Consider the following 24,137-nt stretch of genomic DNA (forward strand, 5'->3'; position numbering starts at 1 on the left):
GTAAAGTTCATTGTCGAAGCCGTCATTCGCAGCGGAAGTAGTTGCCGTCCGGCTGCTTCAGGTTGCAGGTGCGCCGCTGGCCGCCGGAATCGAGCGTGATCGTCGACAGCATCGCCTTGCTGACGATCGAGAACAGCCCGTTCGGGTGCACGGTGTCGCCCGTCTCGACGATCTTCCCGCTGACGGGTTGGCCAGCCGTATCCGTCAGGAAGCCGCTGTAGATCATGTTGATGTCGATCCGTGCTTTCGCGGAATACACCTGCCCGGGGTGCGCGCGAACGATGTTCGCGGGCACCTCGATGTTCATGTCGACGCCTTCGCTGTTGCTCAGCACGCGCGCGAACGGCACGTCGCGATACGCGTTCAACGGCACCGCATAGGTGCCGCCATCGCCGACGGGGCTGCCCTCGACGTTGAAACCGTACGACAGACCGTCGAGAGCGGGCGTCTTCAGCAGCATCGCGCTGCCGCTCTGGCTGTAACGCCCGAATGCGATGCCGTCGCGGCCGGCCGCGATCATGCCTCGATAGTTGAAATCGACGTTGCTGCCCGCACTGCTGTGGCCGAGGTTCAGCGATGCATCGCCGCGCGTGCCCGCGCGCGTGCCGTATACGTTGAGGCTGTATTCGTTGCCGATGCGCGCACCAGTGAGCCCGGCCGTGGTCGACCCGAAGCTGTCGATGAACTCCTTGCGGACGTCGCCGCTCAACTGTGTCTTCCCGCCCGCATAGGTCGCGTTGACGGTGCCTTGCACACGATCGAGCATCATCGTCATGTTGAAGTACACGCCGTAGCCGTTGCTGCGGTTCGGCTGGAAGCCGCCCTTCTGCACGCCGAGCGCGAACGAGCCCCACAGGCCGTTCGGCCGGTAGTTCCAGCGCGCCTCGGCCTGCTGCGATTCGCCGGAATTCGACTTCTGGTAGTTGTAGCCGAACGTCACCCCGCGCACGTTGCGGCTATAGGACACGGCCGTGCTCGGCTGCCCCGCATAGAAACGCGACACGTTGGTATTCTGGTACCGGCTCACCGACAGGCTGCCGAGCGCTTCGCTCGCGGTCGAGATATTGATATACGCGCCGGTGCTGCGCTCGCCGCTCAGCACGCCGAGCGTCGGCGCGACGTCGACGCCGGCGATCTGCATCGGGCGCGTGACGTTCACTTCGGCCGCCCACTTGCCGCCGCGCCCGGCAATCGCCGACGCGTTCATGTAGAACAGCTTCAGGTTCCGGCTCATCGCGGCCTCGAGCAGATATCCGCCCTCGCTCATCTCCTTGCCGGCCGTCACATGCCACGAATTACCGTTGCTCGCGCCGAAATTGAGGTTGTTGATCTCGCGCGTCTCGCGATTGATCACGTTGCCGTTCCGGTCGACGAGGCGCACGTCGACCGGGTAATAGCCGCCCGGCAGGTCGGCGAAATTGATTTCGTTGCGGCCGAGCATGGCCGGACGCTTCAGGATGAGACGGCCGCCGCGATAGAATTCGTAGTTGCCTTCCGCCGTCGCGTACAGGATCAGCGATCCCGCGCGCGTGTCGGCTTGCAGGTGGGTCTGGCTGCCGAGCGTCACGAACTGGTCGAAGCTCGGCGTCAGCAGCGTGCTGACCGACCCGGCCGCGTAATCGATGCTGCTCTGCTTGCCCGCCCGCATGTAGGTGCTGGCGAAATTCTTCTGCAGGTAATACGACGACACGCCTTTCGTACTGCTGTTGTAACTGCGCGTCTCGGTGCGGCTGGCATACCAGCTGACATACCCGAAGCTCTGGAACGGCAGTCCGACCCAGGTATTGCCATTGACGTTGACCGTGCGGTACCCGTCGGACGCCGCGCGCAAATCGAGCGACTGGTTGTTGACGATGCCGACGCCCGTCTGCGGTGCGATGGTGTCCTCGCCCGCGTCGCGAATGGCGATCGAGCGTCTCAGCTTGTCGACGGTGACGTGATAGCCGGCGATGTCGAGATCGCAGCCGCGACTGCACTCCTTGTAGTCGAGCTGCGACACGACACGGCGAAGCGTGTCGATGTCGTCGCGCGAAATGCCGTTCGCTTCGTACTTTTCCTCGTCGAAGACAAGCGCAGCCGCTTCCGGCGAGTAGCCGATGAAACCCGGCAACGTCCGGCCGTTGAACGTCGCCACGTAATTCGCGGTATCGTCGAGCTCGGCCGCGCTGAATCCATCAGGCACGCCATACGATACTTTCAGTTCTGCATACGAGTGCGATGAAATGAAAAGACACGCGCCCAGCCACAGCTTGTTGACGCGAAACGGAGCTTGATAGGCGGACACGCTGTTTTCTTCTGACGTGATTCTTGACGGGCGGGCACGGTGCGATGACCGTGCCGTGAAGGGGACAACGAGCCCCGCCGGAAGCGGGGCTCGTTCGTGGGTTACGGCGTGCCCGACGCAGCGGCAGGCTCGAACACCATCACGAGATCGCCGCTATAGCTGCCGTTGGTGCTGATCGAGCCGAGCTGGGCCGGTGCGTCGACGTCGATCTTCAGGTTGTGGATCTCGTCGAAGCCGCCGTTGCCGGGCGTCGTCTGCGTGATCTTCTGGACCGCGCCGAACTTGACCTCGGACGGGCCCGCGTTGGACGACAGCGTGACCTTCGCATTCTTCATTTCGTACGCGCCGCTCGACATCTTCAGCGGCTGCGCCAGCGAAATGTTGAAATCGGCGTTCTTCGTGAACACGCGCACCGGCAGCGTCTTCGTGAACTTCGACTGCGTGTAGTCGGTCGGTGCCAGCTCTTCGGTGTTGTACCAGGACGAGCCGTCCGGCTTCGACACGAAGATCGCGTCGTTGATCTGTGCGGTCAGCGTGATTTTCTTCGACACGGCTTCGGCCTGCGCCGTTTGCACGACGCCGAACACCGCGCCGCCAACGCCGAGCGCCAGAATGAGTTTGCTGAGTTTCATCGATTGGTCTCTATCAAGAATAGGCTTCGAACAAGCGACTCCCGGCGTTTTAAATTCACACCGGAAATCCGTACGTGGATAATTCAATTCCACGACACGAATATTGCCAGCCGACCCTACATGACGGTCAATAGAACTTGTTCGTCAATATTCGAAAATATCACTAGGACTTTTACGAAATCAGAATTTCCAAAAAAATCCGTCAAAAGCACTGCATGCATGGCCGCCCCTGTCCATGCGGTGCCGACGCCGATGCCGGCCCGGCCAGGCAAGACTCACCGGATAGTGGGTGCGCAGCCTGATTTGTCTTATTCGACTTCCTGATTTTCACGACTCGCCTTCATATTTTTTTTAATTTTACGAATCCGACCAGGGATATCGCGCCTCTTAAATCTATCCTTTCGGACTATGCAGAATGACTGACTTACGATTCATCACCCCCGAGGGACCGGAGGCTGTCCGATTGTCTTCGGCACGGAGACCCGAATCAGCATAACCCGCTGATTTAAAAATGTTAAATCCACCGAACAATTCCACCTCGCAACCCCGCAAACCACACCATAAATTCCGATTTAGTACTTGTACTATTAAATCAACAATCAATCTCGTTCGAATCCCATTTCATCCACTGGTCGAACTCTCGACAATCGTTCCTGATTCGTACCTCGCCATTCCAAGACTTGCCATGCCCCAAATGTGCACTGTCAAAAAGCGGCTTTCGTGCGTTTCACAACATCAACCACCGTTTGAGATCAAGACTATGAAACTCGCAAGCACCAAACTCATTTCAACGCTGCTCGCCGTGGCTGGCCTTGGCCTGGCGTCGGCCGCCCATGCGGCGGACGGCACGATCACGTTCACCGGCAACGTCACCGCGGCAACCTGCAAGATCGACGGCACCGATGCCGGCAGCACGTCCAACAAGGCCGTCCCGATGCCAACGGTCAGCGCCGGCGCGCTGAATGCCGCCGGCGCGGTGGCGGGCCGCACGGCGTTCGGCTTCAAGCTGTCGGGCTGCGCGGTGGACGGCGAATCCAGCTCGGGCAACCCGACCAAGGTTCAGGTCTCGTTCGAAAACGCGACCAACGTGACGGCGGACGGCAAGCTGTCGCTCGACAAGGGCACGGCAGAGAATCCCGAGGCGCAAAACGTCGTTCTCCAGATCCTGAACGACGGCCAGAGCCCGATCGTGGTCGGCGCGAACGCATCCGACCAGCAATCGCAAGTGGTCTCGATCGGCGCGGACGGCACCGCGCAGCTGAACTTCTTCGCCGAGTACCTGGCGACCGGCGTGGCAATCGGCGGCCCGGCAAATTCGAAGGTCCAGTACTCGCTGGTCTATCAGTAATCCTCCGCTCGACCAGGCCCCGCTTGCACAGGAGGCCTTCCGGCGGCGTGCGGCGCACGCCGCCGCTTCGTCCCACCGATCGACGACAACGATCGGCAAACCTATCCGGCTCGCCATGAACGTCATCCTCAAATCGCTTCAAGCCATCGCGCTGACTACCACCTTGATCGCTTCGCATGCGTATGCGAACGTCGTGATCTCGGGTACGCGCGTCATTTTCCCCGGCAACGACCGCGAGGTGACGATCAAACTCACGAACGACGGTTCCGCGCCGGCGCTGGTGCAGACCTGGATCGACACGGGCGACGCGGACGCATCGCCCGATACCATCGACGTCCCTTTCACCTTGACGCCGGCGATGTTCCGGATGGAGCCGCAGAAAGGTCAGACGCTGCGGCTCATCTACACGAACGACCCGCTTCCGGCCGACAAGGAGTCGCTGTTCTGGCTCAACGTGCTGGAAATTCCGCCGAAAGCGGCCGGCAACGCCGATCGCAACCAGCTTCAGATCGCGTTCCGGTCACGCATCAAGATCATGTTCCGCCCCCGCGATCTGCCCGGCAACGCGCAAGGCGCGCCCGCACAGATGCGCTGGCAGGTCGCGCGCGGCGCGGAAGGCAAATATGTCCTGCAGGCGACGAATCCGACGCCGTACGTCGTCAATATCGGCAGCGTGCTGTTGCATTCGGGTGGCAGCAAATACGACGCCGGTGCCGGTTACGTGCTGCCGGGCACCACGCAGTCATTCCCGATCGCGGGGCTCAAGACCCAGCCCGCCGCCGGCGCAAAGGTCCAGTTCGGCAGCATCAACGACTGGGGCGCGTCGACCAACAACGAACAGCCGGTGTCGATGCAGCCGTGACGCCGCGCGGGTTGCCCGCGCGTCCCCGCCCGACCGCCTAGCCTCGCAACGTGGCCACACGGCCACGCACGCGGGCGACCGGCGAGCCCATGCCCACGTTGTCTGCATCGACGTCACGCCCGGTTCGTGCAATTGCGCACGCCGCCACGCATCCTCTCCACTCGAGGCTCATCCACCATGACTCAGCCCATCCAGCATCCGCTCAAGGATGCGCCGTCTACCACGCGCCTCAAACCGATGTGCGCCTTGGTGCTGTCGAGCCTCGCCGCGTGGGCTGGGGACGGGCATGCCGACGGCGGCCTCCCCGAGACGGGCGGGTCCGATACGATGCAGATCGCGCAGGTCGAGTTCGATCCGGGCTTCCTGAACAACGGCAACGGGCAACCGGTCGACATCACGCGCTTCGCGCGGGGCAACCTCGTCGAGCCGGCCACCTATAGCGTCGACCTCATGGTCGGGCCGCGCTGGATCGGGCGCTACGACATCGCGTTCGCGGCCGTCCCCGGCATGCCGGACGCGCAACCCTGCTTCGACGAAAAGCTGCTGCGCCGTATCGGCGTCGATTTCACGAAGCTGCCCGCGGAGACCGTGGCCGCGATCACCGTCAAAGGCGAGTGCCGCCGCATTGGCCAGATCGTGCCTGAGGCCAGCGCATCGTTCGACTTCAGCGAGCAGCGCCTGACGCTCGCCGTTCCGCAGGCGTCGCTCGTTCGCCAGGCACGCGGGCATGTCAGCCGGGATCAGTGGGATGCCGGCGTGCCCGTCGGGATGCTCGACTACAGCCTCAACGTCTACAGCTCGAAGCCGAGGGGCAGCCGCACCGATACGCAAGCCTATCTCGGCCTGAACGGCGGCATCAATATCGGCAACTGGCACTTCCGCCACAACGGTTCGTACACGTGGTCGGAACGCGGCGGCAGCCGGTATCAGGACATCTCGACTTATGTGCAGCGGGATCTGCCGTCGCTTTCGTCGCAACTGGTGATCGGCGAAACCTTCACGTCCGGGGAACTGTTCGACTCGACACAGTTCCGCGGCGTGCGCCTGTCGACCGACGACCGGATGCTGCCTGACTCGCTGCGCGGCTATGCGCCGGTCGTGCGCGGCGTCGCGAACACCAATGCGAAGGTCACGATCCGGCAGAACGACGTGACGCTGTACGAAACGACCGTCTCGCCCGGCCCGTTCGAGATCAATGATCTGTATCCGACGGGCTACGGCGGCGACCTGCGCGTGTCCGTCACGGAAGCGGACGGCTCCGTGCACACGTTCTCGGTGCCGTATGCGGCGGTGCCGCTGTCGCTGCGGCCCGGCATCCAGCGCTACAGCTTCGTCGCGGGCACGCTGCGCAACCAGCAGAACTCGGGCCACCCATTGTTCGCGCAAGCGACCTACCAGCGCGGCCTCACGAACCTGGTCACCGGGTATGGCGGCGTCACGATCGCGGCCGGCTATGCGTCCGCGATGCTGGGCGGTGCATTCAACACGCGCTTCGGCGCGCTCGGCCTCGACTTCACGCAGGCCGCCACGTCGATCCCCGGCGTGAAGCGCTTCAGCGGCTCGAGCCTGCGCGTCAGCTATGCGAAATCCGTCGCGGCGACGGGCACCGACGTGTCGATCGCCGCGTACCGCTACTCGACGAACGGCTATTTCAACCTGAACGACGCGATGAACGCGCGCGATACGGTGCGCAAGGGCCAATCGGTCGACACCGTCTGGCGGCAGCGCAGCCGTGCGTCGCTGATGGTCAGCCAGCGTCTCGGCGAGAAAGGCGGCCAGTTGAGCCTGACCGCGTCCGCCGCCAACTACTGGAATCGCCCCGGCTCGGACATCAACTACTCGGCCGGTTACAACAATTCGTTCCGGAATATCTCATACAGCCTGTCGGCAACGCGCCAGCGCGATTTCGGCGGCGCCATGAGCACGCTGTACTACGCGAGCGTGACGATTCCGCTCGGCAAGTCCAGCCCGACGATGCTGACGAGCAACGTGTCGCGCGATACGCAAGGCCGCACGCAAGTGCAGTCGATGGTATCCGGCTCGCTCGGCGAGGACAACGCGTTGTCGTACAGCGTCGGCGCCAACTATACGAACAACCGCGGCAACGCGAACACCGACGGCAGCGGCAACCTGACGTATCGCGCGCGCGTCGCCGAGCTCAACGTCAGCGCCGGCGGCAGCTCGAACTACCAGCAGGGTTCGATCGGCATCCGCGGCGCGGCGGTCGCGCACCCGGGCGGCATCACGCTGTCGCAGCCGCTGTCGGAGACCTTCGGCATCGTCGAGGCGAAGGGGGCGGAAGGCGCGCGGCTCACGAACGCATCCGGGGTGCGGGTCGACAGCCGCGGCTACGCGATCGTGCCTTACCTCACGCCGTACAACATGAACACGGTCGAGCTCGACCCGAAGGGCATTTCGATGGACGTCGAGCTGAAGGAAACGAGCCAGCAGGTCGCGCCGCGCGCCGGCGCGGTGCCGCTGCTCAAGTTCGACACCGACAGCGGACGCGCGGCCGTGATCCAGGCGCGCAAGCCGGATGGCACGCCGCTGCCGTTCGGCGCCGCGGTCACCGACGAAACCGGCAAGAGCCTCGGCGTCGTCGGTCAGGCGAGCAAGATCTTCGTTCGCGGCCTGAAGGACAACGGCGCGCTCACGGTCACGTGGGGCAACGATGCGCGTTCGATCTGCCGGATCGAATACAACCTTCCGGTCAAGGCGGGCAAGCGTCGATCGGCCGTGCTGGAACAGGTCGGCGGCGTATGCAGGACGAATGCGACCTGACACGCCGTCCGACTCCCGAACGCCCCCGTTCCGGCGAATGCGCCGCCTTGACCGGCCGGCCAATGCATGCGGCAACGGAAACCCAACCGACATCTCATCGCAGAGACACACCATGACACGCAATTCGACCCGCTCTTCTCGCCACTTCGTTCATCTGATCGTCGTTGCACTCGCGGTGCTGATCGCTCCGTCCGCCGTGCATGCGATTTGCGTCGTCATTCCCGGCAACGCCCTCCCGCGTCCTACGATTCCCGCAAGTATCTCCAGCGCGCGGGATGCCCAGATTCCGGGCACCCTGGTCGAGGCCGGTTCGTTGAGCAACATCACGGCCCCCGGAGGATTGACGGAAGACTGCAATCCGAACAAATGGGACGCCAAATTGCTCGGCACCAGCGTGCTCGTCCCCAACGTCACCTATCTTTTCGAAGGGCAATCGGTTCCGGTCTATGAAACGGGGATTCCCGGCATCGGCTTTGCCGCAATGGTCCGGCTGAAACACCCGTCGGTCGTCGGGCCATGGCATGCGCTTACATCGGAGACCCGCTCGGAGCCCACCCCTGCCAACGGCAACGGCAACAAGCAGGTAGGGCCCGAGTTCCGGCTCGCACTCGTTTTCAGCGGTTCACTCGCTACCGGTTCCTACAAGAATCCGCAAAAGGCGATCGGCGAAAGCGGCGTCCACTCTTCAACCCAGCATACGAATCACACCCTGTACTTGCCGGCCCTTTCGGTCAACGTGACGACCGACGGCTGCTCGCTGACTTCCGGCACACATAACACGATCCCCCTTCCCGGCATCTACGGCGGCGCGCTCAAGGCCGTCGGCGACGTCTCCGATGCATCGAAGAATCTTTCCGTGAGCGTCGCCTGCCGCGGAAAGGTGAGTGTTCATGTAACGATGACCGATATCAACCAGCCCGCGAACACCGGCGACACGCTGAGCTTGTCCTCGACGTCGGGGGCGAGCGGCGTAGGCGTTCAGCTGTTCCGTCAGGGCAATTCGACACCGATTCGCTTCGGCCCCGACTCCGCGGCAAAGGGTAACACCAACCAATGGTTCGTCGACGAGGTCAACGACGGCGGCACCGTGACGATTCCGCTGGTGGCCAAGTATGTGAAAACGGCGCCGACCATCACCCCGGGAACAGTCGACGCGCGCGCGTCGTTCACGTTCTCCTATCAATAGCGGCCCGCGCTTGACAGGCCGCGTATCGCGGCAAGCCGGATCATGGCATGTTCATCCGGCATCGTCGGGGCAACGCGCGCGGCCCGCCATCCATTCGGAGGACCCGCCAGCGCGGATCATGCCGGCACTCGACCGACATCAGGTATCGATCGACGAGGGCCCGTCCGCCAGCCGGTCAAGCGCTTCCTCGACCGCGTGCCGAACCGTCGGCCAGATCGGCGCGAGTGCATCGAGGCCGCCGTCATGAACCGCGCGCTCGGCGCGCGCGCACGCGTCCATCGCCTCCGCGTATCCGGCCAGCGCGAAACCGCCACGCATCGAGTGCAATTCGATCTTGACCTGATCGACATCGCCATTCGACAAACCGCTTTCGATCATCGTCAACGAGCGCATCGAGGCCACATGCAGTGCCTGCCTGATCTCGTCCGTCATCACGACATCCGAACGCCCGTTATCCGAGCGCTCGCCGTGCCCGGTATGTCTTCGCAATACTTCGTCGAGCGCATCGATCGACAACGGCTTCAACACGACCTCCACGACCCCAACCTGCACGCAGCGCCGGCGATCCTCGTCGGTCGCGTGCGCCGTCATCGCGATCACCGGTATCTTCGCCCCCTGCTCGCGCAGGAAATTCGCCAGCGCGAAGCCGTCGAGTTCGGGCATCCCGAGATCGGTCAGCACGACATCGTACTGCCGCTCGAAAAATGCACGCATCGCCTCCACGCCGTTTGCGACGATCGTCGCATCGAAGCGCAGCGCGTCAAGCTGGTCGCGCAGCAGCGCGCGGCTCGCGGGGTGATCCTCGGCTACGAGCACGCGCAATGGCACCGCGTCGTCAGCGGGGATTGTTGCCGCTCCCTCGTCGGAAAACGGCTCGCCGTCGACGTGCATACCGGATGCCGGTTGCTCCGCGCACCAGCCGGGCGGCGCCTCCGGCAGCGGCAGCGCGGCGACGAACATCGAACCTTCGCCGGGCCGGCTGCTGACGGACAGCTCGCCGTCCATCAGCTTCACGATGCGCCGGCACAGCGGCAACCCGAGCCCGGTGCCGCCAAAGCGCCGGTAGATCGACGCATCGGCCTGGATATACACGTCGAACAGCGTCGGCATCGCGTCCTCGGGAATGCCGACCCCCGTGTCGGTCACGACGATCTCGACGCCTGGCCCGCCCGCGCCCGCCGCCGCCGCGCGCCGCGCGTCGATCGTCACGCCGCCGCGCTTCGTGAACTTGATCGCGTTGCTGACGAGATTCGTGACGAGTTGCTGGAGCCGCACGGGATCGCCGACGTAGCCGTCGGCCAGCTCGGGCGCCAGCCGGCACACGAGCGTCAGATGCTTTGCGTCCGCGAGCGGCCGGAAGATCGCGGCGACATCGCGCAACACGCCGCGCAGGTCGAACGGAATATGCTCGAGCGCCATCTGGTTCGACTCGGCTTTCGACAGGTCGAGCACGTCGTTGATCACGCGCAGCAGCGCATTGGACGACGACATGATCGTACCGAGCCGACGGCGCAGGGGCGTGGCCATCGACGCGCGCTCCATCAGCTCCAGGTTGCCGATGATCGCGTTGAGCGGCGTGCGGATCTCGTGGCTCATCGTCGCGAGGAACGTCGACTTCGCCTTGTTCGCATGCTCGGCCGCTTCGCGCGCGGCGCGCAACGCCTCCTCCGCCTGCTTGCGCGCCGTGATGTCGAGCAGCGTGCACAGCAACACATCGATCCCGCGATACTTGGTGCGCATGATGTGCACGGCCAGATACGCGGTGCCGAACCCCGTGCGTTCGACCGCCAGTTCGTGCGTGACGAGCGCGCGACCGCCGTCGCGCGGAAGCGCGGGCACGTGATCGCGATAAGCACGCCAGAGCCGCTTGCCGAGCGGCTCGCCCGACACGTCCCGATCGTATGCGGTCATCACCTCGTTGCGCACGATCGTGTCGCCATCGGCAAACGACAGCAAGGCGAGCCCGGCCGGCGCCGTGCGGATCAGCGTCCGGTTGAGCGCCTCGCTCTCGATCAGGCGAATCGCACGGCGGTTCGCGGTGCGCAGCGCGCGTCGATCGAACGTGACGATCACGAACCACAGAACCGCGATCGCGAACAAGGCCGCGGCTGCCGTCAGGCTCGCGGACGCGGCGACGGCCGCCAGTACGCTGCGCCACGAGAATGTCGTCATCAGCACGAGACCGGTATCGGGCAGGCGGTCGCCGATCACGAAGCGGCTGCCGATGCGACGCGGGGCGACATGGTCGCCCCGCGCCTCTCGCGCTGCATCCAGCGCGTGCGCAATCATCGCCCGGTCAGGCTGCCCGCCGGTCACGACGTCGCCATCCTGATCGACCAGTGCGAACGCCTGATCGACCTCCTGCGACGCCATCAGATCGTCGATGCGGGGGCGGGCGTTGAACACGAGCCAGCCGACCGGGTGGCCGTCCGCGTCGCGAAACGGTTCCGCGACGCGCAGCACCGACCGGCCGAGCAACGGATCGACGCGGGCGTCCACGATCGTATCGCTGTCGCCCACCGGTGCCACCGGCAGCGCGCGGTCATCGCGCGGCGTCAACTGGCGCAACAACGCCGCGAGATCGAAACCGGGCGGCAGCGCGAGCGCCCGCTGCGCGAGCCTGCGGCCCGCCACGCCAAGAAACTCGCCATCCAATCCGATCAGATAGGCGTTGATCCCGGAATCCCTGGCCTCCTGCGTCGGCAGGACCGTCACTTCGGCCTGCCGCAGCACGATCGCGAGATACCGCGAATAGCTTGCGATCGGATGCGTCGGCGTCACGCGCGCGAATGCGACGAAGGTCGCCTGTCCGTTGCGATTGCGAAACACCCGCTTGTCGCCGGAAGGCGCAAAGCGGGCAAGCGCGTCCGGCGATGCCTGCTCGCCGCGCCGCCACAGCAGTTCCAGGTTGTCCACATGGCGGTTCAGCAGCACCGTCGTCACCTGCAGCTCGGCGTACAGCTCGGCCTTGCGCCCGAGGAAGGCCGAACGCGTGCGCGCGAGATAGTCGGTGACGTCGAGCCGCATCACGAGCATCGCACAGAGCACGATAAACGCCGTGATCGCAATGCCGCCCCCGTACAGCAACGCTTGCTGCTGGCGCCGCACGCGGCCGGGATCGAAGGGTTTGCCGCCCACCGCGGCGACTTGCGCGGCGTGCCGTTTCAGTTTTGCTGGCATCGTTCCGTTGCTGAGGGTCGACCGGGGGCGACGGGGCGGGCAAGTCTTGCGAGATGGCCGCGCATGAACGCGTGCCGCGTATCCACGCTATTCGCTCGCGTCCGACGCGCCCGGTACCGGTTGAAGCCTTTCGTCGTCGGCGTAGCGGATCAGATCGGCATCGCGGACGATCCCGAGCTTCTTCATCGCGCTCGACTTCTGCGAACTGATGGTCTGCTTGCTGCGATGGAGCTGCGCGGCGATTTCGCCCACCGTATAGCCCGCGCAGAACAACCGGACGACCTCGATCTCGCGCGTCGTCAGCGCACGCGCGACCGGCGCGAGATCGCCGTCCTGCAGAAGCTGCTTGATGTATGGCGACAGGTAGTTCCCGCCCACGTACGCGGCGTGCACCGCGCCGATCAGGTGCGAGATCGCATCCGACTTGCTGAGGATGCAATTCACGCCGTGCCTGCCGATCGCGCGCAGCACGCTCGGACTGTCGATCATCGTGATCGACACGATATGCAGCGCGGGATAGCGGCGCTGCAGGAACGACAGCAGCGCGAGACCGTCGCCGTACTTGCCGCTCGGCATCACGTAATCGAGCACGAGCACGTCGCTCTGTTGCGCGTCGAGCGCCGCGACCAGGTCCGTCGAATTCGAAACGGCGCCCACGAGCTTGATCGTGCTGCTTCCCTGCAGCGCTTGCGACATCCCGAGCGCGGACGCCGGATGGTCGTCCGCCACCATTACGCGCACAAAGAATTCGTCCATGTTCCTGTTTCCCCGAGGCTTTCCGTCACGCATCCGGTTCCCCGCCCAGGCGGGGGCGTGCAAGCGCCATCGCGTCGATGGCTGGCCGTGATCGGCACACCGGACAAAAGGTGACTCAATTTTAAGATAAATCCCGTTTCGCCTCTCCATCGGCACCATCCCCGTGGCGATCAGGCATTCGATGCACCCCCACACACCGCGCGCATGACGCATTCGCACGACTTCTTCGCACGATTCGCCGAACCTCGCAATTGGTCCGGCGCCGCTACTGGATACCGCGACGGCACCCGAGCCCCATCGCGCCCCATCGCGATCGGCTATCGACCATCCGGATTGACGGGCAGGTCATGCGCGTGGCCATCCGCTCTGCTTTTCCATTCGCTGATCGCGCGCCGCTTCTGTGCCGGCGACATCAACAAAAACTCGTTCATCGACGTCAGAAATTCCCGGCGGGATTTCTCCGGGAGCGCGGCAAACTCAAGCAGCATTGTGAATGTCTTCCTCGCATGGCGCACGACCTTCCCCTCCAAGGTTGATTGGAAATCTGCCGCGCGACATGCGACGGCATCCTGCCTTCTTTTTCTTGACCCGCACTCGCACGCCTGCGGTCGATCGTTATTCGTCGCACCACGCTGTTGCGTGATCGGCCGGCCCCGTTGGCCCGGAAACCGCGCGCGCCGAAGCGGCACCACGCTGCCACACCGGCGCGAGCGCGCCGCGCAAGCGTGCGAGCGTCACGGGTTTCGTCAGGACGCGCCGCACGCCTGCCGCCACGCAACGGCGCATGCTTTCGGGCGTCAGGTGCGACGTCACGACCAATACGTCGCAACCGGCGGCGGCGGCGCGCGCGGCCTCGGCCAGTTCATACGCGCGCATGTCGGGCAGATCCGCGCCGATCAACAACACGTCCCAGCCGCCGCCCATCAACGCTTCAAGCGCCGCGTGTCCGGCCCTCACTTCGGCCACCATGCAGCCGAGCGCATGCAGTTGCTCGCGGAAAATCGAACCGTCGACGGCTTCGTCGTTTGCCACCAGCACGCGCGGCCCGCGGCCGGCGCCCGGCCGCTCGCCGGACGACGAAGCGTCGAGCGAGCCTTCGCCGGCTGGCGGCCCGCCCTGCGTCAGCACCGCGCGCAGGCCGCCGAGCGCATAGCTCGACACGCGTACGGTAGCGCCCGCGCGGTACGGTTCGAGCGGCCCGTCGCGCGTGGCGAGAATCAGCGGCGTACAGCCGCGCAGGCTGTCCAGGTCCGCCTGCGACCATGCATCGGCATCGCCGAACAACACGACCGGCCCGCGCCACGCGGCGTCGCGCGGCAGGTTCGACGGGCTGTCGTACACGACGACGTCGAATCCCCACGCATCCAGGTGCGGCCACGCGAAATCGCGCCACTCGGGTTGCGCGGCGATCAGCGTCAGCGTGCCTACGCGGCAGGCGCGCGGCCGGCCGAGCGCGACGACCGTCGCACCAAGCGGCAGGCGCACCGCGAAGCAACTGCCGACGCCAACCTCGCTCGCCACCGAGATGCGGCCGCCCATCGCGGTGACCAGCCGGTCGCACAGCGCGAGCCCGAGCCCCGTGCCGCCGTAGCGGCGCGTGATCGACGTGTCGACCTGCGAGAACACCTTGAACAGCTTGTGCCGATGCTCGGCCGCGATGCCGATCCCCGTATCCTCGACCTCGATGGACAACTCCGGCGCGCCGCGGCCGTTGGCGACGACGGCCACGCGCACGCTCACGCGGCCCGTGTCGGTAAACTTGATCGCGTTGTTCAACAGGTTGGCGAGCACCTGCGCGAGCCGCGTCGGGTCGCCGCGCATCCGCTGCGTGACGCACGCACGAAATTCGCAGAACAGCTGCAGCCCTTTTGCCTTCGCGATCGGCGCGAACGCGTTCAGTTCGCGCTCGACCGTTGCGATCACGTCGAATTCGATCGACTCGACCTGCATCGCGCCCGCCTCGATCTTCGAGAAATCGAGAATGTCGCTGACGAGCGCGAGCAGGTTCGTCGCCGACGAGCGCAGCGTGCGAATGCGGCCGTGCTGGGCCGCGTCGAGCGCCGAGCGTTCGAGCAACTCGAGGTTGCCGAGGATCACGTTCAGCGGCGTGCGGATCTCGTGGCTCGTCGCCGCGAGGAACGACGATTTCGCTGCATTGGCCGAATCGGCCGCACGCACGGCCTCTTCGAGTCGCTGCGTGAGTTGCCGCTTCGCGGTGGTGTCGGCGACCGCGGCAATCAGCACGTCCGCGCCCTGGTAACGCGCGCCGCACGCAATGAATTCGAAATGCGGGTGCGCGGCTTCATCGTCGCCCAGCACGAGATCATCATGCAGCACGCCGCCCTCGTCGCCGCTCGCGACATGCGCTTGCCACGCGGCAGCCACCTGATTCGACAGCGCGTGATAGTCGCCGCCGATCCGCGTGACCATGTCCGTCAACGCAGGGCTCGCGAGCAGGAAATGTCCGTCGTCACGCGCGATCAGCCCGAGCCCGATCGGCGCCATCTCGATCACGCTGCGGCACAGCGCCTCGCTGTCGAACACGCGCTGCGAGCGCGCGTAGAGCGGCGCGAATTCGCGCCGGTGAAAGCGCAGCAGCAACCCCCACATGACCGCGAGCGTGAGCAGCGTTGCCGCCACCAGCGTGCCGGCCGAACGGGCGACGCCGGCCGCAACGTCGGCCCACGACAACGCATACGCGAACGTCCAGCCCGTCGATTCGAGCGTGCCGTGGAACAACAGGAAACCGTCGCGGAACACCGGCGAACCCGCCGACGCACGGCCCCGCCACGGGGCGAGTTCCAGCAGGCGCGCAACACGGCCGGCGTCGCCCGCGGCGGGATCCATCGCGACGAGCCGGCCATCGGCCGTCGTGATGTAGAACGCACCTTCGGGACGATAATCGGCCAGCCACGACAGCAGGTAATCGGGCGGGTATTCGGTCGCGAGCACGGCAAACGTGCCGCCGTCGTCATGTGCCTCGGCCGCGATCCGGATGCGCGGCTGCCCCGATACGGGATCGGCGAACGGCGCCAGCCAGCGCACCTGCGGACGGGCATCGACGACACCCGGATACGTACGCCCGAAATCGATATGCAGCGCGTCGAGCACGCGTGCGCGCGCGTCGGGCGACACCAGCGCGGGATCGTCGCGGTTCCGGTTCGGCACCAGCCCGAACATGCCCGTGCGCGTGCTGTAGTGGTAACCCTCCAGCGTGCGCCCGCGATTGATCGAGCTCGCCGCGCTGATGCGCGACAGCAGCACCGACAACGACAGGTAGCGCGCGACCTCGGCGCGGTCGCCGGTGTGCCCGGGCACGCCGAGCACAAGCGACGGATGCGGCCGGATCGCGACGCGCTGGTCGTCGCGGAAGAATGCAGCGACAGCCGACTCGGGCGCGCTATCGGCCTCGCGCCAGATCAGCTGCGCATTCGCGACGCCGTTGCGGAACGACGCCTCGCTCACCTGGATCTCGTTGAGCGTCTGCTCCAGCCCGTTCAGGTAGTTGCGCCGCTCGCCCTCGACATGGCCCGAGACGATCGCCACCATCCCGAGACCGCAGGCGATCAGGACCAGGACCGTAACGACGATGCCGCCACCGAACACCGAAATGCTCTGGTAGCGGCGGAGGGATTGAAGCGAACTCTGCGGCATGACGCGCGGCGGCGGCCGCGACCCCGAACACGACCGATTCGGATCGCAAGCGCTCGCCGGAACTCACCATGGAAAGGATGGAATGAATTCCGACGATGCCAAACGCGTGTGCGAGCGTCCACCCCGAATGAACCGTTTCGTACACGTCAGAGTCTATTGGTTAGATATTTAGAACTTGACCTAGATTCGATGCGGGGAAAAACCGTGACAGGACGCGTCCCGGCCGCGCACGAAACAGGCGACGCGTGACCGCGAGGGGAAGAAACGAGGAAAAAAGCGGGGGTGGGCCCGAAAGCGGCGGCCCCCCGCGGAAGCGCCGCGCAAGCGGCGAGGCACATGGACAACCGGCAAGCGACGGCCGGTTCAGTTCTGCGTGAGCGGGTTGAGCGTCGTGCACAGGAAGCCCGTGCAGTTCGTCGGCTTGAAGTAGAACGACGCCATCACCGGGCTGGTCGTACCGAGCGCGAGATCGCCCAGATAGGCGGAACCCTGCGCGCCGAACGTGTTCGACTGCTGGACGAAGGCGGCGCCGGTCGACTGGATCGCGGCCGACTGGTACGTGAAGGTCGGCGACTGCGTCTGGTCCTTCACGTAGACCCACGAGATCGTCGAACCGAACAGCATCCCGCCCTTCGCGCGATAGCCCTTCGCGCCTTCGCTGTTGGCCTGGGCGATGAAGTCGCTGACGGTCGTCGTCGGCACCAGCGCATCGTACGTATAGGTCGCGTTCGACGCGTTGTTCTTCATGTACACGTTCGCCTGCACGGCCCCGATCGCCATCGGGCCGAGGAACCAGTAGCCCGACTGGCCCTGGCCGTTTGCCTGCGTGAGGAACGCGTTCGTGTCGGCCGGCAGGCCCGTCGTCGTGTACGTATAAGTAGCCGACGAGCCGCCGTCCTTGCGATAAAGCTCGCCGAACGTGAGCGGCCCTTCATAGCGGTAGCCGCTCGCCCCTTGCGCGTTCGCCTGGCTGACGAAGGACGGCATGTCGGCCGCGGCCGTCTGCAACTGGTACGTGTAGGTCTGGGCAGTGCCGTCGTTCACGAAGATCGATTGCGAACCGCCGCTGCCCGCGTTGTAGAAGTAGTCGCCCAGATAGCGATAGCCCTTCGCGCCTTCGCTGTTGACCAGCGTCAGGAAGCTCGCCTTGTCGGCCGCGACGGGCTGCGCCTCGTAGCGCCACGTCAGCGTGCTGCCGCCCGAGCCGCCCGACCCGCCGCTACCGCCGCTGCCACCACTTCCCGTCCCGCCCGAACCCGACCCGCCGCTGCCACCGTTGTTGCTCGTGCCCGATCCACCGCCGGGCGAGGAATTGTCGTCGCCGCCGCCGCAAGCGGTCAGCGCCAGACAGGTCAATGCGATCAATGCAACGGCCTTCATCGGGATCACCTCACTGCAAAAAGGACGGACGAAGCCAGTACGCACGGCTCACGCCGCGCGCACGGACAGTCATGAATCAGGAATCGGCCAGCGGCGCTCCGCCGGCCGGGGACGTCAGTTGACCTGAAGCTGGCCACCACGGCCGAGGCCGCCCTTGACGTCCTGCGCCTTGTAGCTGCGCAGTGCAACGACCATCTTGTTGTATGCGTCGATGAACGCGACGACCGTCGCCTTGCCTTCCGGCGTCGTCGAGAAGCCGGCCAGCGCACCGCCCACGCCGCCGCCGAAGCCGCCCAGCGCCGCACCGTAGTTGGTTGACGTCGAGCTGCCTTCCGACGCCGCGATCTGCACGGCCGAACGCACGTCGAACAGCGTCAGCGTCACGACCGACGCCTTCGTCTGCAGGTGGCCGGCCACCGCCGCCACCGCGCTGTTGCCGATCAGGCCGCCGATCATGCTGCCGATGCCGCCGATCGGCGAATCGTTGATGACGATCTGCGGTTCCATGTAGTAGTCGGCCGCGACACGCTGGCCCTTCTGCTGCTTCGAGCCCGCGCGGTATTCGCCCGAGTTGCGCTGCAGCTGCGTGATGCGCGACAGCCGCGCGTCGCTCTTCTGATTGCCGATCGACGTGATCACGAAGCAGTTCGACTGCTGGACCGCCAGGCGCAGCAGCGGATCGATCGTCGTCATCTTGGTCGCGCTGCCGAACGGGCCCCACCAGTCGGCATTGCGGCCGTCGTCGACCGCGATCGTGCCGAGCGGCGACGCGCAGCGCTGCAACCCCGAATCGGCGCCGGCGCTCGTGCCGCCCGCCGCCGCGCCCGTCACGCCGGCGTTCTGGCCGCCGGGCGTCACCATGCCGCCGCAGCCTGCGACGGACGCGCAAAGCGCTGCAACCAGCGCACCTTGAGTGAGACGATGGGAAAGGTTGGTCTTCATGTCGTTGTCGATCGATTAGAGTCGTTGTTCGGCTTATGTGTTCGTGCGAACTTCGATAAGCCCCCCGGCGTGGCGCGCGATGGTGGTCTCCCCGCTGCTGCCCCCGTTGCTTTAGGCCCGGTCAGTAGTACCAGTACGTCTGCTGCCAGACGCCGTAGTACGGATAGCCCGAGTACCAGTAGCCGTAATAGACGTCACGCCATTGCGTGCGCCATTTCCAGTCTTCCTCGTCTTCCTTCTTGGCCTTGCGCGCGAGATCGAGCAGCTTTTTCGATTCCTTGTCGCCGCGGCCCGCCGCGATCGACAGCCACTTCTCCGCTTCGCGCGCGTCGGAGCCCATTTCCTCGAGGCCGAACAGGTAGAAACTGCCGAGCGCCTTCTGCGCCTGGAGGTCGCCGCGTTCGGCGGCCTCGCGCATCCACTTGAGCGCCTGGTAGCTGTCCTGGCGCACGCCGTCGCCGCGGAAATAGCGCAGCCCGAGGTCGTAGGCCGCCTTCGGCTGGGTCTTCGCGGTCTGCTTCAGTGCGGCGATGCGCGGGTCTTCCCGGTCTTCCGTATCGTCCCTTTTTTGATAGGACACCTGATCTTTTGGACGGTCGGAACAACCTGTGTCGTCGCAGATCCGCACCGTGTTGCTGGTGACGGACGGATCCTGCGCGCACGCGGCCAATAGCAACAGCAGCCCCGGTGCGAGTAAACGGCGATACATTGGTACTTTCCTCAAGTTTTATTGGCGCCGCAATTCTTCGAGCTGTCCCACCCCAGGAGCTCGTACCCGGTTGCGCGCGGCGCAGCGGATACAATGCCATCCGCCAACGCCGACACGCGCCCAAGGCTCTCTCAGGTTCTCTCTTCGAATCGTTCCGTCACTGCCTCACTGCTGCCGCTTTTCGCTGTACCGGCTGCTGCCGGCTCGATCTCCAAACATGACGCGACAAACAATAGTGACGTGGTGAGCAATAATAATGGAGAAAAATGGCATGTCAAGGTCATTCGCTTTCTCAAAACTTGCATGATGCGTCAACTTTGATATGCTCTTCCTCGCCACAACCCCCGGAGACCCCATCGAGATGTCCACCACCGAGCAGGCCAATGTCGATCTCATGACCGCCAACAAGGTGCGCGACCTACTGAACCGGAACGGCATTCCGCCGCGAAGTCACAACACGACGATCGCGAACGTGCTCGGCCTGAGCTTCTCGGTCGTCACGCGCAAGATGAAAGGCCTGATCCCGTGGAACCTGTCGCAGTTGCAGGACATCGCGACGCACTTCGGCGTGCCGCCCGCGATCCTGCTCGACGACAAGGGCTCGCAGCCGGCCGCCGCCGAGATGATCGATGCGACGCTCGTGATCGAATCGAAGCGCTTCCGCTGCCGCGCCGCGATTTCGGCGAAGGCCAGCAGCCAGATCGAAACGGATTTCGTCGCGATGCAGTGGCAGGGCGAATGGATCGTCACCGAGCGCCAGCACGCGCGCGAGGGCCGCACCTATCCAGTCGACGTGATCGAGCTGCGCTCGGCCCAGCCGAGCGTGTATGCGGCGCGGATCGCCGTGGTGGACGATTCGCAGGACGTCGCCGAAACGGTGTGTGAATACTTCATCGAAAAAGGCGTGAACGCGATTCCGTACTTCGACGGCGCGACGTTCCGCAAGGCGCTGGAAGTCGAGGATTTCGACGGTTACATCCTCGACTGGATGCTCGGCGACCAGACCGCCGCCGAACTCGTGCGCGGCATCCGCTCGAGCGAGAACAGCGGCGCGCCGATCTTCCTGTTGACCGGCAAGATCTCGACCGGCGAAGCCAGCGAGGACGAAATCGCGCACATCGTGTCGCACTACAACGCACGCTGCGAAGAAAAGCCGGTGCGCCTGCCGATCCTGTTCGCCGAAGTGGCGCGCGAACTGAAGATCGCGCTGCCGGCCGCGGCCGCCGCGAACTGAGAACCGGAACCGGAACGACAACCCGCCAAACGAACCACAATACCGAGGGAAAGACATGCGCGTTTCAACCATCTGGACCAAGAGCGTGCTGGCAGCCTGCCTGCTCGGCATGGCCGCCGCCGCATGGGCCGCTTCGTCGTTTACGTTCACCGTCGACGGCAAGATCGGCAAGAGCAACCAGCAGGGGAAGATGACCTACATCTTTTCCGAGCAGGAACTGATGGCGCTGCCGCAGCACACGATCGTCACGTCGACGAGCTGGACGCCGAAGGCGGCCTTCACCGGCCCGCTCCTGTCCGACGTGCTGAAGACCGTCGGCGCGCACGGCACGCAGATCGAATTCCGCTGCATCGACGAGTACACGTTCACGATTCCCGTATCCGATGCCGACCGGTACGGCGTGATCCTCGCGCGGACGATGAACGGCAAGGTGCTCGGCAACGACAACTACGGCCCGCTGTGGATCATGTATCCGCGCGACGAGTATCCCGACGAGCTGAAGACGCCGCTCGGCGAAGCTAAGTTCGCGTGGCAGATCATCGGCCTGACCGTGAAGTGACATGAAGCGGCGGCGGTGGAAGAACAGAAAGATCATCCTGGTCCTCGGCTCGCTGTGGATCATGGGGTTCGCCGCGTGGGCGTTCCTGCTGTGGGACCTCCTCGCCACCTCGGTCAACGAGGGTGTGCTCGAAGGGCCGCGCGAAGGCGTGTTCTGGACCGCCGCGCAATACCGCAACGTCTACACGCGGTTCGACCGCCAGCTGATTCTCTACGCGACGCACGAGGACGACGATTTCGATCACGTGCAGATGCAGCTCGACAGCCTGTCGGTGTCGTTCGGCTTCCTGCAGCGGCCGTCCGAAGTGTCCGAATACTGGCTGCGCATCCCGCGCGCGCGCAACGAGATCGACGCGCTCGGCGAATTCATGACGCGCCTGAAGCGCGACGTGCCGCTGCTGCGCGACTCGCCGAAGAACGCGCACAAGGTGATCGACGAGGTCGACGCGTACTGGCCGAAGGTCAACGGCCTCGCGAACTACTTCCGCGCGATCGAGATGGCGCAGCGCGACTTCACGTTTCATCAGTTGAAGGAAAAGCAGCGTGCGATCCTGATCCTCGGCATCGTGCTCGGCGTGATCCTGTGCGCGCTGTTCCTGCTGCTGTTCTACACGATGCGCACGCGCGACGACCTGCTCGAACGGCAGGACGCGGCGCTCGACGCCGAACGCAAGGCGTCCGACCGCGCGTTCGAGATGATCGAGGCGAAGAATGCGTTCCTCGGGATGGTGAGCCACGAGCTGCGCACGCCGCTGCAGGCGATCTGCGGGTCGATCGAGATCCTGCTCGCGCGCCCGCAGTCGGACGCGAACCTGAAGACGATCCGGCGGCTGCAGAATTCCGCGCTGTCGCTGGAAGCGCTCGTCAAGGACCTCACCGACTACATCAAGCTGCGCTCGACGAAACGCCTCGCCGAACTGGATACCGTCGGCATCGCGCCGCTGCTCGCCGAAGTGCTCGAACCGCTGCGCGAAAAGATCGCCGCGAAGCGGATCGCGGTCACGCAGCTGGTCGAACCGCCCGGCCTCGCGATCCGCTCCGATCGCAAGCTGCTGAGGCAGGTGCTGTCGAACCTGATCGAGAACTCGGTCAAGTACACGCTCGGCGGCTCGATCCGGGTATCGATCACGCTCGCCGACGCACCAGCCGGCCAGCAGGTGAGGATCGCCGTGCGCGACACCGGCGCCGGCATCGCGAAGCAGCACCTGTCGAAGATCTTCGAGCCGTTCTATCGCGCGAACGACGCGGTCGGGCTGCACGTCGACGGGATCGGGATGGGGCTCGCGGTCGTGCGCGAAATCGTGACGACGCTGCGCGGGCATGTGGACGTGCACAGCGTGGTCGGCGAAGGCAGCGAGTTCGTCGTGACGCTGCCGGCCGAAGTGCCGGGTGTCGACACCGCCGGCCACGCGGCCGGCGACGGGCCCGCGCTGCCGCTCGCGATCCCGCATCACGACCGGCGCGCGCTGGTGGTCGACGACAACGACAACGCGCGCGAAACGCTCGGCGCGATGTTGTCGGCGCTCGGCATCGACGCCGATCTGTGCGGCACCGGGCAGGAAGGCGTCGCGCGCTTCGGCACGGGCCGCTACGACATCGTCGTGCTCGATCTCGAACTGCCCGACCTGAGCGGCTTCGAGGTCGCGCGGCGCATTCGCGCGGTCGCGCAACCCGACGACGACGGCCGCCATCCGGCCATCCTCGGTGTCAGCGCGTACGAATCGGCCGCGTTGCGCGAGAACCAGCGGGTATTCGACGCATTCCTGCCGAAGCCCGTCCACCTGCGCGAACTCGGCGCGCTCGTCGAGAAGCTGCTCGCCTGAACCGGCGGCCCGGCGACCCGGCAGGCTGGCGCCGCGCGCCCGCCTACTCCCCGATCACGTGCAGCACGATGTCGCGCCGGTGCGCGGCACGGCGATGCTCGAACAGATAGATCCCCTGCCACGTGCCGAGCACCATGCGGCCGTGCTCGACCGGAATCGACAGCTGCACCTGCGTGAGCGCCGTGCGCAGATGCGCCGGCATGTCGTCGGCCCCTTCGGTGTCGTGCTCGTAGCGCGTGTCGTCCTCGGGCGCGAGCGTCGCGAAATAGCGTTCGATGTCGCGCTGCACCGACGGATCCGCGTTCTCCTGGATCAGCAGCGAGGCCGACGTATGACGGCAGAACACGGTGACGAGGCCGGTGCGGATCGTCTGCTGGTCGACGAACGCACGCACCTGCGGCGTGAATTCGACGAGGCCGCTGCCGCGCGTGTCGACGCCGATGTGCGTGATGGCCTGTTGCATCGCCGTGATCTCAGGCCAGCGCGGCGAAGCCGTCGGCTTCGATCTGTTGCGCGTCGGCGGGGCGCACGACGCGCGCGACTTCGACGCCGTCGCGCAGGAATACGAGCGTCGGCCACAGCTTCACGCCGAACGAGCGGCCGAGCGGGCGGCCCGGGCCATCCTCGATCTTCAGGTGGCGCACGGCGGGATGCGCGGTGAACGACGCGACGATCGCGGGCTGCGCGCCTGCGCAAATTCCGCACCAGTTCGCGCCGAATTCGATGACGGTGGCGCCGCCCAGTGCATCGACTTCCGCGCGTGTCGGCGCGTTGGCGGTGTAGCGTTGCTCGGTGTCCATCAGGCCCT

At 65.3% G+C, this 24,137-nt stretch carries 18 protein-coding genes; 7 read left to right on the forward strand and 11 right to left on the reverse strand.

Annotation, left to right across the window (positions count from 1 at the left end; all coding sequences use genetic code 11):
• Window positions 1-22 precede the first annotated feature (22 nt).
• Both ACWMMN_RS30800 and ACWMMN_RS30805 read right to left on the reverse strand, forming a co-directional pair.
• Window positions 23-2,284, reverse strand: coding sequence for a TcfC E-set like domain-containing protein (locus tag ACWMMN_RS30800; protein WP_342705629.1), 2,262 nt, complete (start codon window positions 2,282-2,284; stop codon window positions 23-25).
• A 101-nt stretch (window positions 2,285-2,385) separates the two neighbouring features.
• On the reverse strand, window positions 2,386-2,916 hold the full coding sequence (locus tag ACWMMN_RS30805) for a CS1 type fimbrial major subunit (RefSeq protein ID WP_059237857.1): 531 nt from the start codon (window positions 2,914-2,916) through the stop codon (window positions 2,386-2,388).
• Between the two features lie 685 nt (window positions 2,917-3,601).
• Here ACWMMN_RS30805 and ACWMMN_RS30810 point away from each other — a divergent pair.
• The 4 genes from ACWMMN_RS30810 (at window position 3,602) to ACWMMN_RS30825 (ending at window position 9,093) form a co-directional block, all read left to right on the forward strand.
• On the forward strand, window positions 3,602-4,264 hold the full coding sequence (locus tag ACWMMN_RS30810; protein ID WP_226196168.1) for a fimbrial protein: 663 nt from the start codon (window positions 3,602-3,604) through the stop codon (window positions 4,262-4,264).
• A 115-nt stretch (window positions 4,265-4,379) separates the two neighbouring features.
• Complete coding sequence (locus ACWMMN_RS30815) at window positions 4,380-5,126, forward strand: fimbria/pilus periplasmic chaperone (RefSeq protein WP_059237859.1); 747 nt, start codon at window positions 4,380-4,382, stop codon at window positions 5,124-5,126.
• A 177-nt stretch (window positions 5,127-5,303) separates the two neighbouring features.
• The gene (locus ACWMMN_RS30820; protein ID WP_486423593.1) at window positions 5,304-7,907 is read left to right on the forward strand and encodes a fimbria/pilus outer membrane usher protein; all 2,604 of its coding nucleotides are present in this window, start codon (window positions 5,304-5,306) and stop codon (window positions 7,905-7,907) included.
• 112 nt (window positions 7,908-8,019) lie between these two features.
• Entirely contained in the window at window positions 8,020-9,093 is a 1,074-nt protein-coding gene (locus tag ACWMMN_RS30825) for a fimbrial protein (RefSeq protein WP_342705625.1), read from the forward strand.
• A 138-nt stretch (window positions 9,094-9,231) separates the two neighbouring features.
• On the opposite strand, the gene ACWMMN_RS30830 is transcribed toward ACWMMN_RS30825, so the two are convergent.
• From ACWMMN_RS30830 to ACWMMN_RS30860, 7 genes are all read right to left on the reverse strand, one after another.
• A complete protein-coding gene (locus ACWMMN_RS30830) occupies window positions 9,232-12,273 on the reverse strand; it encodes an ATP-binding protein (protein WP_486423594.1) in 3,042 nt (1,013 codons plus the stop codon).
• An 87-nt stretch (window positions 12,274-12,360) separates the two neighbouring features.
• Window positions 12,361-13,029 (reverse strand): response regulator, encoded by a 669-nt coding sequence (locus tag ACWMMN_RS30835; protein WP_059237863.1) that lies wholly within the window; start codon window positions 13,027-13,029, stop codon window positions 12,361-12,363.
• Window positions 13,030-13,346: 317 nt separating this feature from the next.
• A complete protein-coding gene (locus tag ACWMMN_RS30840) occupies window positions 13,347-13,517 on the reverse strand; it encodes a hypothetical protein (protein WP_196486641.1) in 171 nt (56 codons plus the stop codon).
• Window positions 13,518-13,644: 127 nt separating this feature from the next.
• A complete protein-coding gene (locus tag ACWMMN_RS30845) occupies window positions 13,645-16,683 on the reverse strand; it encodes an ATP-binding response regulator (protein ID WP_486423595.1) in 3,039 nt (1,012 codons plus the stop codon).
• A 363-nt stretch (window positions 16,684-17,046) separates the two neighbouring features.
• Window positions 17,047-18,063, reverse strand: a complete 1,017-nt coding sequence (locus tag ACWMMN_RS30850; RefSeq protein WP_059237866.1) for a hypothetical protein — start codon at window positions 18,061-18,063, stop codon at window positions 17,047-17,049.
• A 114-nt stretch (window positions 18,064-18,177) separates the two neighbouring features.
• The gene (locus ACWMMN_RS30855; protein ID WP_059237867.1) at window positions 18,178-19,005 is read right to left on the reverse strand and encodes a hypothetical protein; all 828 of its coding nucleotides are present in this window, start codon (window positions 19,003-19,005) and stop codon (window positions 18,178-18,180) included.
• A 121-nt stretch (window positions 19,006-19,126) separates the two neighbouring features.
• Window positions 19,127-19,714, reverse strand: a complete 588-nt coding sequence (locus tag ACWMMN_RS30860) for a tetratricopeptide repeat protein (RefSeq protein WP_059237868.1) — start codon at window positions 19,712-19,714, stop codon at window positions 19,127-19,129.
• Between the two features lie 361 nt (window positions 19,715-20,075).
• On the opposite strand from ACWMMN_RS30860, the gene ACWMMN_RS30865 reads away from it, so the two are divergent.
• The 3 genes from ACWMMN_RS30865 to atsR are packed head-to-tail and all read left to right on the forward strand — an operon-like array spanning window position 20,076 to window position 23,329.
• On the forward strand, window positions 20,076-20,948 hold the full coding sequence (locus ACWMMN_RS30865; protein ID WP_059237869.1) for a response regulator: 873 nt from the start codon (window positions 20,076-20,078) through the stop codon (window positions 20,946-20,948).
• A 55-nt stretch (window positions 20,949-21,003) separates the two neighbouring features.
• Complete coding sequence (locus ACWMMN_RS30870; protein ID WP_059237870.1) at window positions 21,004-21,507, forward strand: putative pterin-binding protein; 504 nt, start codon at window positions 21,004-21,006, stop codon at window positions 21,505-21,507.
• Window position 21,508: 1 nt separating this feature from the next.
• Complete coding sequence (gene atsR, locus ACWMMN_RS30875) at window positions 21,509-23,329, forward strand: hybrid sensor histidine kinase/response regulator AtsR (protein WP_059237871.1); 1,821 nt, start codon at window positions 21,509-21,511, stop codon at window positions 23,327-23,329.
• 43 nt (window positions 23,330-23,372) lie between these two features.
• On the opposite strand, the gene ACWMMN_RS30880 is transcribed toward atsR, so the two are convergent.
• Complete coding sequence (locus tag ACWMMN_RS30880) at window positions 23,373-23,792, reverse strand: secondary thiamine-phosphate synthase enzyme YjbQ (protein WP_059237872.1); 420 nt, start codon at window positions 23,790-23,792, stop codon at window positions 23,373-23,375.
• A gap of 10 nt (window positions 23,793-23,802) precedes the next feature.
• The gene (locus tag ACWMMN_RS30885) at window positions 23,803-24,129 is read right to left on the reverse strand and encodes a thioredoxin family protein (protein ID WP_059237873.1); all 327 of its coding nucleotides are present in this window, start codon (window positions 24,127-24,129) and stop codon (window positions 23,803-23,805) included.
• Between the last annotated feature and the right edge of the window lie 8 nt (window positions 24,130-24,137).

The organism is Burkholderia cepacia complex sp. TUM26381, assembly GCF_057439935.1.

Excerpts from the sequence above, each read along its gene's own strand:
- ACWMMN_RS30805 (WP_059237857.1), bottom strand. The coding sequence starts at position 2,916 with ATGAAACTCAGCAAACTCATTCTGGCGCTCGGCGTTGGCGGCGCGGTG.
- ACWMMN_RS30810 (WP_226196168.1), top strand. The coding sequence starts at position 3,602 with ATGCCCCAAATGTGCACTGTCAAAAAGCGGCTTTCGTGCGTTTCACAA.
- ACWMMN_RS30815 (WP_059237859.1), top strand. The coding sequence starts at position 4,380 with ATGAACGTCATCCTCAAATCGCTTCAAGCCATCGCGCTGACTACCACC.
- ACWMMN_RS30820 (WP_486423593.1), top strand. The coding sequence starts at position 5,304 with ATGACTCAGCCCATCCAGCATCCGCTCAAGGATGCGCCGTCTACCACG.
- ACWMMN_RS30825 (WP_342705625.1), top strand. The coding sequence starts at position 8,020 with ATGACACGCAATTCGACCCGCTCTTCTCGCCACTTCGTTCATCTGATC.
- ACWMMN_RS30830 (WP_486423594.1), bottom strand. The coding sequence starts at position 12,273 with ATGCCAGCAAAACTGAAACGGCACGCCGCGCAAGTCGCCGCGGTGGGC.
- ACWMMN_RS30835 (WP_059237863.1), bottom strand. The coding sequence starts at position 13,029 with ATGGACGAATTCTTTGTGCGCGTAATGGTGGCGGACGACCATCCGGCG.
- ACWMMN_RS30840 (WP_196486641.1), bottom strand. The coding sequence starts at position 13,517 with ATGCTGCTTGAGTTTGCCGCGCTCCCGGAGAAATCCCGCCGGGAATTT.
- ACWMMN_RS30845 (WP_486423595.1), bottom strand. The coding sequence starts at position 16,683 with ATGCCGCAGAGTTCGCTTCAATCCCTCCGCCGCTACCAGAGCATTTCG.
- ACWMMN_RS30850 (WP_059237866.1), bottom strand. The coding sequence starts at position 18,063 with ATGAAGGCCGTTGCATTGATCGCATTGACCTGTCTGGCGCTGACCGCT.
- ACWMMN_RS30855 (WP_059237867.1), bottom strand. The coding sequence starts at position 19,005 with ATGAAGACCAACCTTTCCCATCGTCTCACTCAAGGTGCGCTGGTTGCA.
- ACWMMN_RS30860 (WP_059237868.1), bottom strand. The coding sequence starts at position 19,714 with ATGTATCGCCGTTTACTCGCACCGGGGCTGCTGTTGCTATTGGCCGCG.
- ACWMMN_RS30865 (WP_059237869.1), top strand. The coding sequence starts at position 20,076 with ATGTCCACCACCGAGCAGGCCAATGTCGATCTCATGACCGCCAACAAG.
- ACWMMN_RS30870 (WP_059237870.1), top strand. The coding sequence starts at position 21,004 with ATGCGCGTTTCAACCATCTGGACCAAGAGCGTGCTGGCAGCCTGCCTG.
- atsR (WP_059237871.1), top strand. The coding sequence starts at position 21,509 with ATGAAGCGGCGGCGGTGGAAGAACAGAAAGATCATCCTGGTCCTCGGC.
- ACWMMN_RS30880 (WP_059237872.1), bottom strand. The coding sequence starts at position 23,792 with ATGCAACAGGCCATCACGCACATCGGCGTCGACACGCGCGGCAGCGGC.
- ACWMMN_RS30885 (WP_059237873.1), bottom strand. The coding sequence starts at position 24,129 with ATGGACACCGAGCAACGCTACACCGCCAACGCGCCGACACGCGCGGAA.